This window comes from Streptococcus oralis ATCC 49296, from assembly GCF_000185265.1.
GTDB classification, from domain to species: Bacteria; Bacillota; Bacilli; order Lactobacillales; family Streptococcaceae; genus Streptococcus; species Streptococcus oralis_BC.
Map to the genome: position 1 here is coordinate 1,001,773 of NZ_GL622183.1, position 15,456 is coordinate 1,017,228.

A 15,456-nucleotide genomic window follows, 5' to 3' on the forward strand; every position below is an offset into this window, starting at 1 on the left:
AAAGGAGAAATGTATGGGATGGTGGCGCGAAACCATTGATATTGTAAAAGAAAATGATCCAGCGGCACGCAACAGTTTGGAGGTTCTACTGACCTATCCAGGTGTCAAGGCCTTGGCTGCCCACCGTCTCTCGCATTTTCTCTGGAAGCATGGCTTTAAACTCTTGGCTCGTATGCACAGTCAGTTTTGGCGCTTTTGGACTCAGATTGAGATTCATCCAGGTGCCCAGATTGACTCAGGTGTTTTTATCGACCATGGTTCAGGTCTGGTGATTGGAGAGACGGCGATTGTTGAAAAAGGCGTTCTTCTCTATCACGGAGTGACTCTTGGTGGGACTGGTAAGGATGTTGGCAAACGCCATCCGACTGTGCGTAAAGGAGCTCTCATATCAGCCCATGCCCAAGTCATCGGACCGGTAGAAATCGGTGAAAATGCCAAAGTCGGTGCTGCTGCAGTAGTCGTGGCAGACGTACCTAGTGATGTGACAGTTGTCGGTATTCCAGCTAAGATTGTTCGCGTTCATGGACAGAAGGATGAACCAACGATCCACGAAGTCGAAGAAAAACGAGAGTACTACGTCAATAAACTAGAGCAGGCTAGAGAAGCCAGTCACCATTCATCAAGTCTGTAGGATAGGGTAGCAAAGTTATCGAGGTGAAGTATGACAGGAGGTAAGAACTATGTCAGATTTATCAGATGCAATTTTGAACCAGGCAGTTCTTGAGTTGCAAGAACGCTTGGATGGTCTTGCTAAGGAGCGCTTTATTAAACTGCCACCTAGCCACCAGCGTGAATGGGCTCATTATATCAGTGAAGCCAAAAAAGATGAGACCAAACTGCGCCGTCTAAATAAAATGAAGGCGGATTTGCTGGAGCCTTAAAGAAAGAGAAGTTATGCTATTAGAGGAATTTGAAGATGTAGCAGCAGTTATTGAGCCAACTGAAAAGCCAGTCCATGACAAGGGAGAGGTATGCGAAACCATCATTCTGTCCTTTAATGGCGAAATTCTGAAACGTTTGATTGAGTCAGAAGATGTCTATCCGGGAGGCTATTTGAAAAGCATAAACGGCCATCATCCATGGTATATTTATGGCCAAGGACCTAGCAAGCTAGCAGTTATGTTGGCTCCAATTGGGGCTCCCATGATAGTCGGCCAGCTGGAGGAGTTGGCGGCCAGAGGCTTCAAAAATTTCATCATTTTAGGTTCCTGTGGCGTTTTGGACCGCTCAATTGAGGCGGATAAAATTATCCTGCCTGCAGCTGCATTGCGAGATGAAGGAACTAGCTATCACTATGCCCCACCGGGTGACGAAGTCGCCTATGACGAGTCTCTGCTGATTGAGCTGGAAGCCATCTTTGACAAGCACAATATCGAGCATATCCGCACCAAGGCTTGGACGACTGATGCCTTTTATCGGGAAACGCCTGATAAGGTCAAGCGTCGCTTGGCTGCTGGAGCTCAAGTGGTGGACATGGAAGCTTCAGCTATCATGGCTTGGAGTCAATTTCGCAAGAGTAAAGTCTATCAGTTCTTCTACACAGCTGACTATGTGGATCATCATAACCGAACCTGGGATGCCCGCCATGAAGAGCGGACAGCTGATGCCATGACTTTTTTCACTATCGCTTTGACAATAGCAAAGGAACTAGAAAGGTAACTACAAGAATGGCAGTATATTTTTACGGCTGTATCACCATGGATGGCTACTTGGCAGACAGCCAGCACAGGATAGACTGGCTGCATCAGCTTGGTTCTGTAGAGGATACAGGCTATGATGACTTTTACAGGCAAATGGATATCACCATCATGGGCAAGCGGACCTTTGAGGAAATCCAAGATTTACAAGATGTAGAAAGTTTTTATCAAGCTACGGAAAACTATGTCTTTACGCATGATAGGCACCTGCCTGTCAGCAATTACCAGCCAGTAGCTGGGGATGTGGTGGACTTTGTTCAGCAGATTGACAAAGGCAAAAATGTCTTTGTGATTGGTGGTAATTCCTTGGTAGGACCGCTCTTGGATGCGGATCTTTTCGACCACCTCATTATTCAGATAGCGCCCCTTATCCTAGGAAAGGGGGTTCCCCTCTTTACCCAAGAGGAAGGGCAGCGCTTTTACCAACTGGATAGCCTCAGACAATTTGGCCCTTTTGCAGAGCTAGTTTTCAGCCGAAAAAGTCAGAAATAGAGAAGGGAGTGGACCGCATGATTAAAATTTATGACACCATGTCTCGTGATTTGCGAGAATTTGTACCTATTGAGGACGGCAAGGTTAAGATGTATGTCTGTGGGCCTACGGTCTACAACTATATCCACGTGGGGAATGCCCGTTCGACGGTGGCTTTTGATACCATTCGTCGTTATTTTGAATACCGTGGCTACGAAGTTGCCTATATTTCCAATTTTACGGATGTGGATGATAAGATTATCAACCGTGCCAAGGAAGAAGGCATCACGCCTCAGGAGGTTGCGGACAAGTACATTGCTGCCTTTCGTGAGGATGTGACGGCCTTGGGCGTGAAACCTGCGACTCGCCATCCGCGTGTAGTGGAGTTTATGGCTGACATCATTCGTTTTGTCGCTGACTTGATTGAAAAAGGCTTTGCCTACGAGAGTCAAGGGGATGTCTATTTCCGTGTGGAAAAATCTCACAACTATGCTAAGTTGGCCAATAAAACCTTGGAAGATTTGGAGCTGGGTGCTTCAGGTCGTACCGATGAAGAAACGGCTCGCAAGGAAAATCCTGTAGACTTTGCCCTTTGGAAAGCTGCAAAACCAGACGAGATTTCTTGGGACAGTCCTTGGGGACCTGGTCGTCCGGGCTGGCATATCGAGTGTTCGGTCATGTCGACAGGGATTTTGGGAGATACCATTGATATCCACGGTGGTGGAGCTGATTTGGAGTTTCCGCATCATACCAATGAAATTGCCCAGTCTGAAGCCAAAACAGGTAAGACTTTCGCCAACTACTGGATGCACAATGGCTTTGTCAATATCGACAATGTTAAGATGTCTAAATCCTTGGGCAACTTTATAACCGTACACGATGCCCTTAAAACTCTTGATGGGCAAGTGCTTCGTTTCTTCTTTGCCACTCAGCATTACCGCAAGCCTATCAACTTTACGGAAAAAGCAGTGCGAGACGCCGAGACTAATCTCAAATATCTAAAAAACACTTATGAACAACCATTTACAGGAAACGTGGATACCCAAGAGTTACAAGCCTTTAAAGACAAGTTTGTAGCTGCTATGGATGAGGATTTCAACTCTGCCAACGGTATCACAGTTGTCTTTGAAATGGCCAAGTGGATTAACTCTGGCAACTATGATGCAAGTGTTAAGCAAGCTCTTGCGGATATGTTGGAGGTCTTTGGGATTGTCTTTGTTGAGGAAGTTTTGGATGCAGACATTGAAGCCTTAATCCAAAAACGTCAAGAAGCGCGTGCTAATCGTGACTTTGCGACAGCAGACCAAATCCGTGACCAATTGGCTGCTCAAGGAATTAAGCTCCTTGACACCAAGGATGGAGTGAGGTGGACTCGTGATTGATGTCAATCTCATTAACGGGATTGCGCTTGCCTTCGAAGGAGATGCGGTTTATTCCATGTATATCCGTCGCCATCTCATCCTTAAAGGCATGACCAAACCCAACAAACTCCACCAAGAGGCGACTAAGTATGTGTCAGCCAAGGCTCAAGCTCACTTGATTGCCCTCATGTTGGAAGAGCAAGTCTTGACGGAAAAAGAAGAAGAAATCTATAAACGAGGCCGCAATACCAATAGCCACACAAAGGCTAAAAATGCGGATGTCGTAACTTATCGCATGTCTACAGGATTTGAAGCGGTCATGGGCTATCTCCATCTGACTGAAAATGTGGAGCGTCTAGAGACTATAATTTCTTGGTGCATCCAAAAAGTGGAGGGCTAGAATATGATTGCAAAGGAATTACAAGACTGGTTCCCTGAAGCTCAGATTTCAGATCAGCCAGTAGAGAAACCGGGCTATCTTACTCTTCCTTTAGCTTCTCAGCAGTGGATTTTACTGGAGGAAGCTGGGCTCAGCGAGCGTGAAAAGCAGCTGGTTGCCCTTTTGACCCAGCAGGAGCAGGCTCGTTCGCTCAATCCTTGGTATCCCTATTTGATTGAGGGGAAGGGGCAGGCACCGCAAGCTTTCAAAAAGATTCAATTGGTTTATTGCCATCTGTCTTATTACCAACAGGAAAATCTAGCCTCTTGGTTGGATATGATGCAAACTCTCTTTCCCAACTGCCAGACAGTATTGCAGGTCGGAGTTCAGGATTATGTATTTGTGCTTCAACAAGATAAGTACAGCTCTGTCCGCTCAATCTTATCTGATACGATTGAAGCGGTTGAGTATGACTTTGGCCTTCGTCTGTCGATCATGTTAGGCCAGGTTTGGCCTCAGACAGGCCCTCAAGCCCTATCAGACTTGATCAAAGCGGAGCGAGATTTGTTTAAGACTTGGTGGCGTCAGGGGCATCAAGGTGTACATACCTTTTCACAGCTATATCTTTGGAGTATGGGAGAAAGGATTGTGGACCTGAGAGTCATTAAAGACTGCCTGCACCAGATGATTTTGGACCAGGACCAGATTCAGGAAATTATCCTTTCTCTCTGGGAAAACAGTGCCGTCCTAACTAAAACGGCCCAGCAACTCTATCTGCACCGCAACTCTCTCCAATACAAGATTGATAGATGGGAAGAATTGACAGGGCTTCAGTTGAAGGAGTTAACGGATCTTACCTTGTGTTATCAGTTGATTTTACCAGATATTCTTTAAAGTTTTGTGCAAGTTGCACAGAACTTTTTTATTTTTTTGGTCACCTTGCCATAGAAATGTAAAGCGTTTTCATTTATAATAAAACTATCAAAAAATAAAAGGAGTTCACCTTCCATGGTAGAATTAAATCTTAAAAACATTTACAAAAAATATCCAAACAGCGAACACTACTCAGTTGAAGACTTTAACTTGGACATTAAAGATAAGGAGTTTATCGTTTTCGTAGGTCCTTCAGGATGTGGTAAATCAACAACTCTTCGTATGATTGCTGGTCTTGAAGACATTACAGAAGGTACTGCATCTATCGATGGCGTGGTTGTCAACGACGTAGCTCCAAAAGACCGTGACATCGCCATGGTATTCCAAAACTACGCTCTTTACCCACACATGACTGTGTATGACAACATGGCTTTTGGTTTGAAATTGCGTAAGTACAGCAAAGAAGACATCGACAAACGTGTGCAAGAAGCAGCAGCAATCCTTGGTTTGAAAGAATTCTTGGATCGTAAACCAGCTGACCTTTCAGGTGGTCAACGTCAACGTGTTGCCATGGGTCGTGCTATCGTCCGTGATGCAAAAGTGTTCTTGATGGACGAACCTTTGTCAAACTTGGATGCCAAGCTTCGTGTATCTATGCGTGCTGAAATTGCGAAGATCCACCGTCGTATCGGTGCTACAACTATCTACGTAACCCACGACCAAACAGAAGCGATGACACTTGCAGACCGTATCGTTATCATGTCAGCAACTAAGAACCCTGCTGGTACAGGTACTATCGGACGTGTTGAACAAATCGGTACCCCTCAAGAAGTTTACAAAAACCCAGTTAACAAATTTGTAGCAGGATTTATCGGAAGCCCAGCTATGAACTTCATCAATGTGAAATTGGTTGGTAGCGAAATTGTTTCTGACGGTTTCCGCTTGAAAGTTCCAGAAGGTGCTTTGAAAGTTCTTCGTGATAAAGGCTACGAAGGAAAAGAATTGATCTTCGGTATCCGTCCAGAAGATGTGAATGCAGAACCTGCTTTCCTTGAAACATTCCCAGAGTCAGTTGTCAAAGCTACTATCTCCGTATCAGAATTGCTTGGTTCAGAATCTCACCTTTACTGCCAAGTTGGTAAAGACGAATTTGTTGCAAAAGTGGATGCTCGTGACTACTTGCAAACAGGTGCAACAGTTGAACTTGGATTTGACTTGAACAAAGCACACTTCTTCGACGTAGAAACTGAAAAAACTGTCTACTAAGCAAATGAAATGTCAAAACACTGCTAGAGAAATCTGGCAGTGTTTTTTTAATGATTGGTATTGGCATAAAAACAGGCTTTTCTAGTTTTCATATCCTTAAAAAAGTGATAAAATGGTAGGAAGAATTGGAGAGTATAGATGCCGAAAGAAGTGAATTTGACGGGCGATCAGGTAGTCGCTTTAACGAGAGAATATTTAACAAAGGAAGACGTTGCTTTTGTACAAAAAGCATTGATTTACGCAGTTGACTGTCATAGTGGGCAGTTTCGGAAATCAGGTGAGCCCTATATTATTCATCCCATTCAGGTAGCAGGCATTCTGGCTAAGCTCAAGCTAGATGCCGTAACCGTTGCCTGCGGTTTTTTGCATGACGTGGTTGAGGATACAGATGCGACACTGGATGATTTGGAGAGAGAGTTCGGTCATGATGTTCGGATTATCGTCGATGGGGTGACCAAGCTTGGTAAGGTTGAGTACAAATCACTCGAGGAACAATTGGCTGAAAATCACCGCAAGATGCTTATGGCCATGTCTGAGGATATCCGTGTTATCTTGGTTAAATTATCGGACCGTTTGCACAATATGCGGACTCTCAAACACCTTCGAAAGGACAAGCAAGAACGGATTTCCAGAGAAACCATGGAAATTTATGCACCACTTGCTCATCGTCTAGGGATTTCCAGTGTCAAGTGGGAGTTGGAAGATCTATCTTTCCGTTACCTCAATCCAACTGAGTTTTACAAGATTACCCACATGATGAAAGAAAAACGCAGAGAACGTGAGGCTCTGGTCGACGAAGTCGTAACCAAGTTGGAGGACTATGCTACCGAACGCAATCTCAAAGGGAAAATCTATGGTCGTCCTAAGCATATCTATTCGATCTACCGCAAGATGCAGGATAAGAAGAAACGCTTTGAGGAAATTTATGACCTGATTGCCATTCGTTGTATCTTGGATACCCAAAGTGATGTCTATGCCATGCTGGGGTATGTGCATGAACTTTGGAAACCTATGCCAGGCCGCTTCAAAGACTATATCGCCAATCGTAAGGCCAACGGTTACCAGTCTATTCATACGACTGTTTATGGGCCAAAAGGTCCGATTGAATTCCAGATTCGTACCAAAGAAATGCACGAGGTTGCTGAATACGGGGTAGCAGCTCACTGGGCTTATAAGAAAGGCATTAAAGGGCAGGTCAACAGCAAGGAATCTGCTATTGGGATGAACTGGATCAAGGAGATGATGGAGCTCCAAGACCAGGCTGACGATGCCAAGGAATTTGTGGACTCTGTTAAAGAAAACTATCTGGCGGAGGAGATTTACGTCTTTACTCCAGATGGTGCGGTTCGCTCCCTACCAAAAGATTCAGGACCGATTGACTTTGCCTATGAAATCCATACCAAAGTCGGTGAAAAAGCGACAGGTGCCAAGGTCAATGGCCGTATGGTTCCGTTGACAACCAAGCTTAAGACAGGGGATCAGGTTGAAATTATCACCAACCCCAACTCCTTTGGTCCAAGTCGTGACTGGCTCAACATGGTCAAGACCAGTAAGGCACGCAACAAGATTCGTCAGTTCTTTAAAAATCAAGACAAGGAATTATCCGTTAACAAGGGCCGTGAGATGTTGATGGCCCAGTTCCAAGAAAACGGCTATGTGGCCAATAAATTCATGGACAAGCGTCACATGGACGAGGTCCTTCAAAAGACCAGCTATAAGACGGAGGAAGCTCTCTATGCAGCCATTGGTTTTGGAGAAATTGGCGCTATTACCGTCTTTAACCGTTTGACTGAAAAGGAACGCCGCGAGGAAGAACGTGCCAAGGCCAAGGCGGAAGCAGAAGAGCTTGTCAAAGGTGGCGAAGTTAAGGTTGAAAATAAAGAAACCCTCAAGGTCAAGCATGAGGGTGGTGTGGTCATTGAAGGGGCTTCAGGTCTCCTAGTTCGGATTGCTAAGTGTTGCAATCCAGTGCCAGGTGACGACATTGTCGGCTACATTACTAAGGGACGCGGTGTAGCTATTCACCGTGTGGATTGTATGAATCTCCGTGCCCAAGAAAACTATGAGCAACGTCTCCTTGATGTGGAATGGGAAGATCAATTCTCAAGCAAGGAATACACTGCCCACATCGATATCTATGGTCTCAACCGTACAGGACTCTTAAATGATGTTCTGCAAGTTCTCTCCAACACGACAAAGAATATCTCAACCGTTAATGCTCAACCAACCAAGGATATGAAATTTGCTAATATCCATGTCTCATTTGGTATTTCCAACCTCTCTACACTGACCACAGTCGTGGACAAGATTAAGAGTGTGCCAGAGGTCTACTCTGTCAAACGGACCAACGGCTAATTCTCCCTTCAGTTACTAGAAAGGCTATTATGAAAATCATTATCCAACGGGTTAAAAAAGCTCAAGTCAGTATCGAAGGTCAGGTTCATGGAAAGATCAATCAGGGACTCTTATTGCTGGTAGGTGTAGGCCCAGAGGACCAAGAGGAAGATCTGGATTATGCTGTGAGAAAACTGGTCAACATGCGGATTTTTTCAGACGCAGAAGGCAAGATGAATCTGTCTGTCAAGGATATTGAAGGGGAAATCCTTTCTATTTCCCAGTTTACCCTCTTTGCGGATACCAAGAAAGGCAATCGTCCCGCCTTTACAGGTGCAGCCAAGCCGGATATAGCAACTGCCTTCTATGAGGCTTTCAATCAAAAGCTAGCTCAGGAAGTACCTGTTCAGACAGGCATCTTTGGAGCGGATATGCAGGTGGAGCTGGTAAATGATGGGCCAGTTACCATCATTCTTGATACTAAAAATAGATAAGAAAACCAAGCCCAGTTGGCTTGGTTTTTGTTTATAGACACTCCCAGAAGGCGATGTGTTTGTTGTAAAAGTCGGGATAGTTTTCTCTTAGGTGGCTAGCCGTCATATAATATAAAGTAGAATGACAGGAAGTAAAGACTGGAGTAAGAGGGTAGAAATATTGAGGGTCAGTGATGGCTAAAAAGACAAATAATAGAAAATCGCTGATGAGCACTCCTAAATAGTAGAAGCGAATTTTTTTGTTCATCTGAGGATAAATCTCAGAGAAATGTTTTTTGAGTCGATTGACCAAGCGAAATAGCAGTAGTCCTTGAGCAAGGATGAAAATGAAGCAAAAAATCAGGCCTCTCTCCAAAGAAAGTTCGTATCGGGGTCTGAAAGTTACCAACAGTAGCAAATCGCTGACTACAATGGCTGCAAAATGGATTCTAAAGAGCTTTTTCATAGGAAGACCTCCCTCTTTTATCTAGCTTCATTCTACACCAAACGAATGGGACTTACAAGCAAAATAATAAAAAATCCCTGAAAGGAATTTCTTTCAGGAATAAGGGGTTAGTTGATTTTTTCGACATAGAGTTGTTTGGCGATATCGATGCTAACTTGGAGGTCTTCACCTTTGTTGACCAGTGTAAAAGTATTGGAAAAATTATCAAACTGCTTGACTTTGACTTGGTCACCGATATGGATTTCATGCTTTTCTAGATATTTGAGTAGTTCAAAACTATCATGAACGCGAGTCAGGAGATAGGTTCCAGTTTCTTGGACGTCTGCCAGTGGTAAGTTGTTGATTTCAACCAAGAGCTCTCCCTTGGCTGGGATGGTTCCTCCGTGGGGACAGGTTTTAGGGAAGCCCAGGAGTTTATCCAGTCTCTCTACGAAGAGATCGGATACAGTGTGCTCTAGGACCTCAGCTTCTTCGTGGATCTGGTCACTAGTATAGTCGAGATGGTGAACTAGAAAGACCTCAATCAACCGGTGTTTGCGATAGAGCTCGGAGACTAGTTTGAGCCCAATATCTGTCAATAGATAGCCGTTCTCCTTATCCTTGAGGATGAGATTCTCACTTTTCATACGTTTGATCATCTCTGTTACGGCAGGTGGAGAGACTTGCATACGGGCAGCAATTTCCTTATTGGTGATTCTCTGCATCTCCGTACCGATTTCATAAATACATTTTAGGTAGTCTTCTTTATTTGGCGTCATTCGTTTCCTCTTGTCTTTTCTCTCCATCTAGTATATCAAAAAAAGCTAGATTTCTCTAGCCTTCTGCCCTAATGGCTTTGATTTTAGTCCAGTTCTTTAACTGCAGCAATGGCAGCTTCAAAGTCTGGTTCCGTGTTGATGTTGTCAACGTATTCTACGTAACGGATGACATTGTCAGTATCGAGAACAAAGACGGCACGTGCAAGGAGATGCCATTCGTTGATCAAAAGGGCATAATCGCGCCCGAAAGAATGGTCAAAGTAGTCTGAAAGCATGATGGCATTGTCAAGGCCTTCAGCCCCGCACCAGCGTCCTTGGGCAAATGGTAGGTCCATAGAAACAGTAAGAACGACGGTATTGTCGAGGTTAGCTAGTTCTTGGTTGAATCGACGTGTTTGCGTTGAGCAGATACCAGTATCGATAGAAGGGACAACACTCAAGACTTTCTTCTTTCCATCAAAGTCAGCTAGCGTTTTTTTAGAGAGATCGGTTGTCGTAAGAGAAAAGTCAAGTGCCTTGTCTCCGACTTGCAGTTGTTTACCTGTAAAAGTTACAGGACTTCCGAGAAAAGTGGTCATGAAACTACTCCATTCTTTTTTCTTTTATTTTACCGAGAATTGTCAGATTTTTCCAATGATTTGACTGGAAATTAAGCGATAAAAAACGCCTGTTCATGTGAGAACGACGTTTTTAATGGATTACTTAGACAAACCTTCAGCAATCTTGTCAAGGTTGTATTTCATCATGTTGTAGTAGCTGTCGCCTTCTTTGCCTTCTTCAGCGATTGAGTCAGTAAAGATTTGCGCGTAAATTGGGATATTTGTGTCTTGTGAAACAGTCTTCATTGGACGGTCATCGACACTTGATTCAACAAAGAGAGATGGAACTTTTGTTTGGCGAAGCTTTTCAACCAAGGTCTTGATTTGTTCAGGTGTTCCTTCTTCTTCTGTGTTGATTTCCCAGATGTAGGCACTTGGGACACCGTAGGCTTTAGAGAAGTATTTGAAGCATCCTTCGCTGGTTACGATGAGTTTCTTCTCAGCAGGGATATTGTTAAATTTCTCTTTGGCTTCCTTGTCTAGTTTGTCTAGTTTTTCAGTATAGTCTTTGAGATTTTTTTCGTAGAATTCCTTGTTGCTAGGATCTTTGGCAATGAGCTGTTTAGCGATATTTTTAGCATAAATCATCCCATTTTCAAGGTTGAGCCAAGCGTGTGGGTCTTCTTTGCCTTTCTCGTTTTGGCCTTCAAGGTAGATAACATCAACGCCTTCGCTGACTGCAAAGTAGTCTTTGTTTTCAGTTTTCTTGGCATTTTCGACCAATTTGGTAAACCAAGCATTGCCACCTGTTTCAAGGTTGATACCGTTATAGAAAATCAAGTCAGCTTGAGAAGTTTTCTTAACATCTTCAGGAAGTGGTTCGTATTCGTGTGGGTCTTGACCAACAGGAACGATACTGTGAAGATCAATCTTGTCACCAGCGATATTTTTGGTAATATCAGCAATGATTGAGTTAGTAGCAACAACTTTTAGTTTTTGACCAGAAGTAGCATCTTTTTTTCCGCTAGCACATGCTACAAGTGCAATGACGGAAAGAAAGAGTACAAGCAATGTACCTAATTTTTTCATTAGATTCCTCCAGAAAGGGTCTCCCCTTATTTATTGATTTTTTTATGTTTCAGTTTCAAATATCGTTGTTTTGGAGCGATAAAGAAGCTAATGAGAAAGAAACTGGCAGATGTGAGCACGATGCTCGATCCTGCTGCGAGATTGAAGCTATAGCCGATAAAGAGTCCCACAACAGAAGCCAGAGCTCCGAGGCTTGATGAAAGAAAAATCATGCTCTTTAGACTATTAGCATAGAGATAAGCCGTCGCAGCTGGGGTGATTAGCATAGCCACGATAAGAATGGTTCCAACACTTTGCATGGCGGTGACGGACACAAGGGTCAAGAGCACCATGAGCAGATAGTGGTAGAAATCGACAGGCATTCCCATGGCTTTAGCTAGGAGCTCGTCAAAGGATGTAATCAATAGTTGTTTAAAGAAAATCCCGATAATCAAGAGAATGATTGCCCCCACACCAATGGTAATCCACATGTCCATGTCTTGGACAGCGAGGATATTCCCGAAAAGGATATGGAAGAGGTCTGTCGAACTCTTGGCAACACTAATCAAGATGACACCTAGGGCTAAGAAAGATGAAAAGGTAATACCAATGGCAGTGTCACTCTTGATGATAGAGTTTCCCTTGATGTAGGTAATGATGATGGAGGCCATCAAGCCAAAGATGATCGCTCCGATAAAGAAATCAATTCCCAAGATAAAGGAAAGGGCTACGCCGGGCAAAACTGCGTGAGAGATAGCATCTCCCATGAGAGACATCCCACGTAGGATGATAAAACATCCCACAGCTCCAGCAACCACTCCGATGACTATAGCTGTTATCAAGGCGTTTTGTAGGAAATGGAAATGTTGCAATCCATCGATAAATTCTGCTATCATAGGTCACCTCCATTGAAAAAGAGTTTGCTACCGTAGGCCTTCTTAAGATTGGCTTCGGTAAAGGTTTCTTTAGTCGGACCAAGGTCTATTAATTCTCGATTGAGAAGCAAAACTTGATCGAAATAATGGGGGACTTTGCTGAGGTCATGATGGACGATGAGAACTGTTTTACCAGCTTTTTTAAGGTCTCTCAGCGTGTTCATGATAATCTCTTCACTAACCGAATCAATCCCTACAAATGGCTCATCTAGAAAGATGTAGTCAGCTTCCTGCACTAAGCAACGGGCAATCAACACACGTTGAAATTGTCCGCCTGAGAGCTGGCTGATTTGGCGATCAGCATAGTCTGATAGTCCAACGATTTCAAGTGCATCTGCCACTTTTTTCCAGTGGCTGGCCTTTAAGGTGTGAAAGAGTGGGATGGATGGATAGAGTCCCAGAGAGACACATTCCTTGACCTTGATAGGGAAATTGTAGTCGATATGGATTTTTTGCTCGACATAGGCAACCCGATGTAAAGATTTCTTGAATTCTTTGTCATCGAGAAAGGCCTGACCTTCATGTGGGATAATTCCCAACATACTTTTTAATAAAGTTGATTTTCCAGCACCGTTTGGACCAATAATTCCGGTAATAGTTGGTCCTTGGAGCACTAGTGAAATATCCTTTAGTGCCAACGTTTCTTTGTAGGAGACACTGAGGTTTTCGATACGTATCATACAGTTGTATTCCTCCTGCCTTTTAATATACCTTAAAAAAAAAATTAAGTCAAGTTAATTTTTGAAAAATTTAAAATAATAACTGAAAAATGAAGTGAAAAGAGAAACCATTTTTAATTGCATTCCCAAGTGTTTTTTGCTAAGCTAAGAATAAGTGAAAAAATGAAAGCGAGAACAAGATGACACGTTATCAAGACGATTTTTATGATGCAATCAATGGCGAATGGGAAAAAACAGCTGTCATTCCAGCTGACAAATCTCGAACAGGTGGTTTTATTGACCTTGACGAGGAAATTGAAGAGTTGATGCTGGCGACTACAGACAAGTGGTTGGCAGGTGAAGAAGTCCCAGAGGATGCCATCCTCGCAAACTTTGTTAAGTACCATCGTATGGTACGTGATTTTGACAAGAGAGAAGCAGATGGGATCAAGCCTGTCCTTCCTCTACTTAAGGAATACCAAGACTTGGAGAGTTTTGAAGATTTTACCAGCAAACTGGCAGAGTTTGAACTAGCAGGTAAACCAAACTTCCTTCCATTTGGTGTATCACCAGACTTTATGGATGCCAGAACCAATGTTCTCTGGGCAAGTGCTCCAGGAACTATCTTGCCAGATACGACTTACTACGCTGAAGACCATCCTCAGCGTGAGGAGCTCTTGAATCTTTGGAAGGAAAGCACTACGAATCTTCTCAAAGCCTATGATTTTTCAGATGAGGAAATCGCAGACTTACTAGAGAAAAGATTGGAATTGGACCGTCGCATTGCGGCTGTGGTGCTTTCTAACGAAGAAAGTTCAGAATATGCCAAACTCTACCATCCATACGCTTATGAAGATTTCAAGAAATTTGCTCCTGCCCTACCTTTGGATGATTTCTTCCAAGCAGTGATTGGACAGACTCCAGACAAGGTTATCGTAGACGAGGAACGTTTCTGGCAAGCAGCAGAGCAATTCTATAGTGAAGAAGCGTGGCCTCTACTCAAAGCAACCTTGATTTTGGGTGTGGTCAATCTATCAACAAGCTATCTCACAGATGAGATTCGTGTCTTGTCAGGTGCTTATGGTCGTGCCCTTTCAGGTGTTCCAGAAGCTCAGGATAAGGTCAAGGCAGCTTATCACTTGGCCCAAGGTCCTTTCAAGCAAGCTCTTGGTCTCTGGTATGCGCATGAAAAATTCTCCCCAGAAGCTAAGGCTGACGTAGAGAAAAAAGTAGCAACTATGATTGACGTTTATAAGGAACGCTTGGCTAAGAACGACTGGCTCACACCTGAAACGCGAGACAAGGCCATTGTCAAACTTAATGTCATCAAGCCTTATATCGGTTATCCAGAGGAATTGCCAGCCCGCTACAAGGACAAGGTAGTGGACGAAACTGCCAGTCTCTTTGAGAATGCCCTAGCCTTTGCGCGTGTGGAAATCAAGCACAGCTGGAGCAAGTGGAACCAACCAGTTGATTACAAGGAGTGGGGGATGCCTGCTCACATGGTCAATGCCTACTACAATCCTCAGAAGAACTTGATTGTCTTCCCAGCGGCCATTTTACAGGCTCCATTCTATGACTTGCATCAGTCGTCTTCTGCCAACTACGGTGGTATTGGTGCTGTTATTGCCCATGAAATCTCTCATGCCTTTGACACAAATGGTGCTTCCTTTGATGAAAATGGTAGCCTCAAGGATTGGTGGACAGAGAGTGACTATACTGCTTTCAAAGAAAAAACACAAAAAGTTATCGACCAGTTTGATGGGCAAGAATCTTACGGAGCAAGAATCAACGGAAAATTAACCGTATCCGAAAACGTTGCCGACTTGGGCGGAATTGCTGCAGCCCTTGAAGCTGCTAAGAGAGAACCAGACTTCTCAGCTGAAGAATTCTTCCACAACTTTGCTCGTATCTGGCGCATGAAAGGCCGTCCAGAATTGATGAAGCTTATGGCCAGTGTCGATGTGCACGCGCCTGCCAAACTCCGTGTCAATGTGCAAGTACCAAACTTCGATGACTTCTTTACAACATACGATGTCAAAGAAGGCGACGGCATGTGGCGTTCACCAGAGGATCGTGTGATTATTTGGTAAAGTAAGTCCTTAATCAAGTATCATCTTGGGATTAATGATTCATTTTTGAAGTTTATCCATCTGAAAATGCAATGCTATCGAGGT

At 43.8% G+C, this 15,456-nt stretch carries 17 protein-coding genes; 11 read left to right on the forward strand and 6 right to left on the reverse strand.

What is annotated here, in order from left to right; genetic code table 11:
- The first annotated feature begins 13 nt into the window (after positions 1 to 13).
- From cysE to dtd, 10 genes are all read left to right on the forward strand, one after another.
- A complete protein-coding gene (cysE, locus tag HMPREF8578_RS07075) occupies positions 14 to 631 on the forward strand; it encodes a serine O-acetyltransferase (RefSeq protein WP_000539960.1) in 618 nt (205 codons plus the stop codon).
- 49 nt (positions 632 to 680) lie between these two features.
- Complete coding sequence (locus tag HMPREF8578_RS07080) at positions 681 to 881, forward strand: YdeI/OmpD-associated family protein (protein WP_002882686.1); 201 nt, start codon at positions 681 to 683, stop codon at positions 879 to 881.
- Positions 882 to 894: 13 nt separating this feature from the next.
- Complete coding sequence (locus tag HMPREF8578_RS07085; RefSeq protein WP_000923402.1) at positions 895 to 1,659, forward strand: nucleoside phosphorylase; 765 nt, start codon at positions 895 to 897, stop codon at positions 1,657 to 1,659.
- 8 nt (positions 1,660 to 1,667) lie between these two features.
- The gene (locus HMPREF8578_RS07090) at positions 1,668 to 2,189 is read left to right on the forward strand and encodes a dihydrofolate reductase family protein (protein WP_000301980.1); all 522 of its coding nucleotides are present in this window, start codon (positions 1,668 to 1,670) and stop codon (positions 2,187 to 2,189) included.
- Positions 2,190 to 2,206: 17 nt separating this feature from the next.
- A complete protein-coding gene (gene cysS / locus HMPREF8578_RS07095) occupies positions 2,207 to 3,550 on the forward strand; it encodes a cysteine--tRNA ligase (protein ID WP_000591106.1) in 1,344 nt (447 codons plus the stop codon).
- Positions 3,543 to 3,929, forward strand: a complete 387-nt coding sequence (locus HMPREF8578_RS07100) for a Mini-ribonuclease 3 (RefSeq protein ID WP_000567904.1) — start codon at positions 3,543 to 3,545, stop codon at positions 3,927 to 3,929. Before cysS ends, HMPREF8578_RS07100 begins: the two co-directional genes overlap by 8 nt.
- Positions 3,930 to 3,932: 3 nt before the next feature.
- Positions 3,933 to 4,802 (forward strand): helix-turn-helix domain-containing protein, encoded by an 870-nt coding sequence (locus HMPREF8578_RS07105; RefSeq protein WP_000560743.1) that lies wholly within the window; start codon positions 3,933 to 3,935, stop codon positions 4,800 to 4,802.
- Positions 4,803 to 4,916: 114 nt separating this feature from the next.
- Positions 4,917 to 6,047 carry an ABC transporter ATP-binding protein gene (locus HMPREF8578_RS07110; protein ID WP_000229944.1) on the forward strand — a complete coding sequence of 377 codons (1,131 nt, stop codon included), beginning with the start codon at positions 4,917 to 4,919 and terminating at the stop codon, positions 6,045 to 6,047.
- A 138-nt stretch (positions 6,048 to 6,185) separates the two neighbouring features.
- On the forward strand, positions 6,186 to 8,402 hold the full coding sequence (locus HMPREF8578_RS07115) for a RelA/SpoT family protein (RefSeq protein WP_001123779.1): 2,217 nt from the start codon (positions 6,186 to 6,188) through the stop codon (positions 8,400 to 8,402).
- 29 nt (positions 8,403 to 8,431) lie between these two features.
- The gene (dtd, locus tag HMPREF8578_RS07120) at positions 8,432 to 8,875 is read left to right on the forward strand and encodes a D-aminoacyl-tRNA deacylase (protein WP_000691412.1); all 444 of its coding nucleotides are present in this window, start codon (positions 8,432 to 8,434) and stop codon (positions 8,873 to 8,875) included.
- Between the two features lie 31 nt (positions 8,876 to 8,906).
- Here the strand turns inward: dtd and HMPREF8578_RS07125 are convergent, their stop codons facing one another.
- From HMPREF8578_RS07125 to HMPREF8578_RS07150, 6 genes are all read right to left on the reverse strand, one after another.
- Entirely contained in the window at positions 8,907 to 9,320 is a 414-nt protein-coding gene (locus tag HMPREF8578_RS07125; protein ID WP_000732785.1) for a hypothetical protein, read from the reverse strand.
- Positions 9,321 to 9,427: 107 nt separating this feature from the next.
- Positions 9,428 to 10,078 carry a metal-dependent transcriptional regulator gene (locus tag HMPREF8578_RS07130; protein WP_000188548.1) on the reverse strand — a complete coding sequence of 217 codons (651 nt, stop codon included), beginning with the start codon at positions 10,076 to 10,078 and terminating at the stop codon, positions 9,428 to 9,430.
- Positions 10,079 to 10,161: 83 nt separating this feature from the next.
- Entirely contained in the window at positions 10,162 to 10,656 is a 495-nt protein-coding gene (gene tpx / locus HMPREF8578_RS07135) for a thiol peroxidase (RefSeq protein ID WP_000206549.1), read from the reverse strand.
- A 120-nt stretch (positions 10,657 to 10,776) separates the two neighbouring features.
- On the reverse strand, positions 10,777 to 11,706 hold the full coding sequence (locus HMPREF8578_RS07140) for a metal ABC transporter substrate-binding protein (RefSeq protein ID WP_000733082.1): 930 nt from the start codon (positions 11,704 to 11,706) through the stop codon (positions 10,777 to 10,779).
- A gap of 26 nt (positions 11,707 to 11,732) precedes the next feature.
- Complete coding sequence (locus HMPREF8578_RS07145) at positions 11,733 to 12,581, reverse strand: metal ABC transporter permease (protein WP_000559771.1); 849 nt, start codon at positions 12,579 to 12,581, stop codon at positions 11,733 to 11,735.
- Entirely contained in the window at positions 12,578 to 13,300 is a 723-nt protein-coding gene (locus tag HMPREF8578_RS07150) for a metal ABC transporter ATP-binding protein (protein ID WP_000619169.1), read from the reverse strand. The genes HMPREF8578_RS07145 and HMPREF8578_RS07150 overlap by 4 nt, the downstream gene beginning before the upstream one ends.
- Positions 13,301 to 13,479: 179 nt before the next feature.
- On the opposite strand from HMPREF8578_RS07150, the gene HMPREF8578_RS07155 reads away from it, so the two are divergent.
- Positions 13,480 to 15,372 (forward strand): M13 family metallopeptidase, encoded by a 1,893-nt coding sequence (locus HMPREF8578_RS07155; RefSeq protein ID WP_000199236.1) that lies wholly within the window; start codon positions 13,480 to 13,482, stop codon positions 15,370 to 15,372.
- The last annotated feature ends 84 nt before the right edge of the window (positions 15,373 to 15,456 follow it).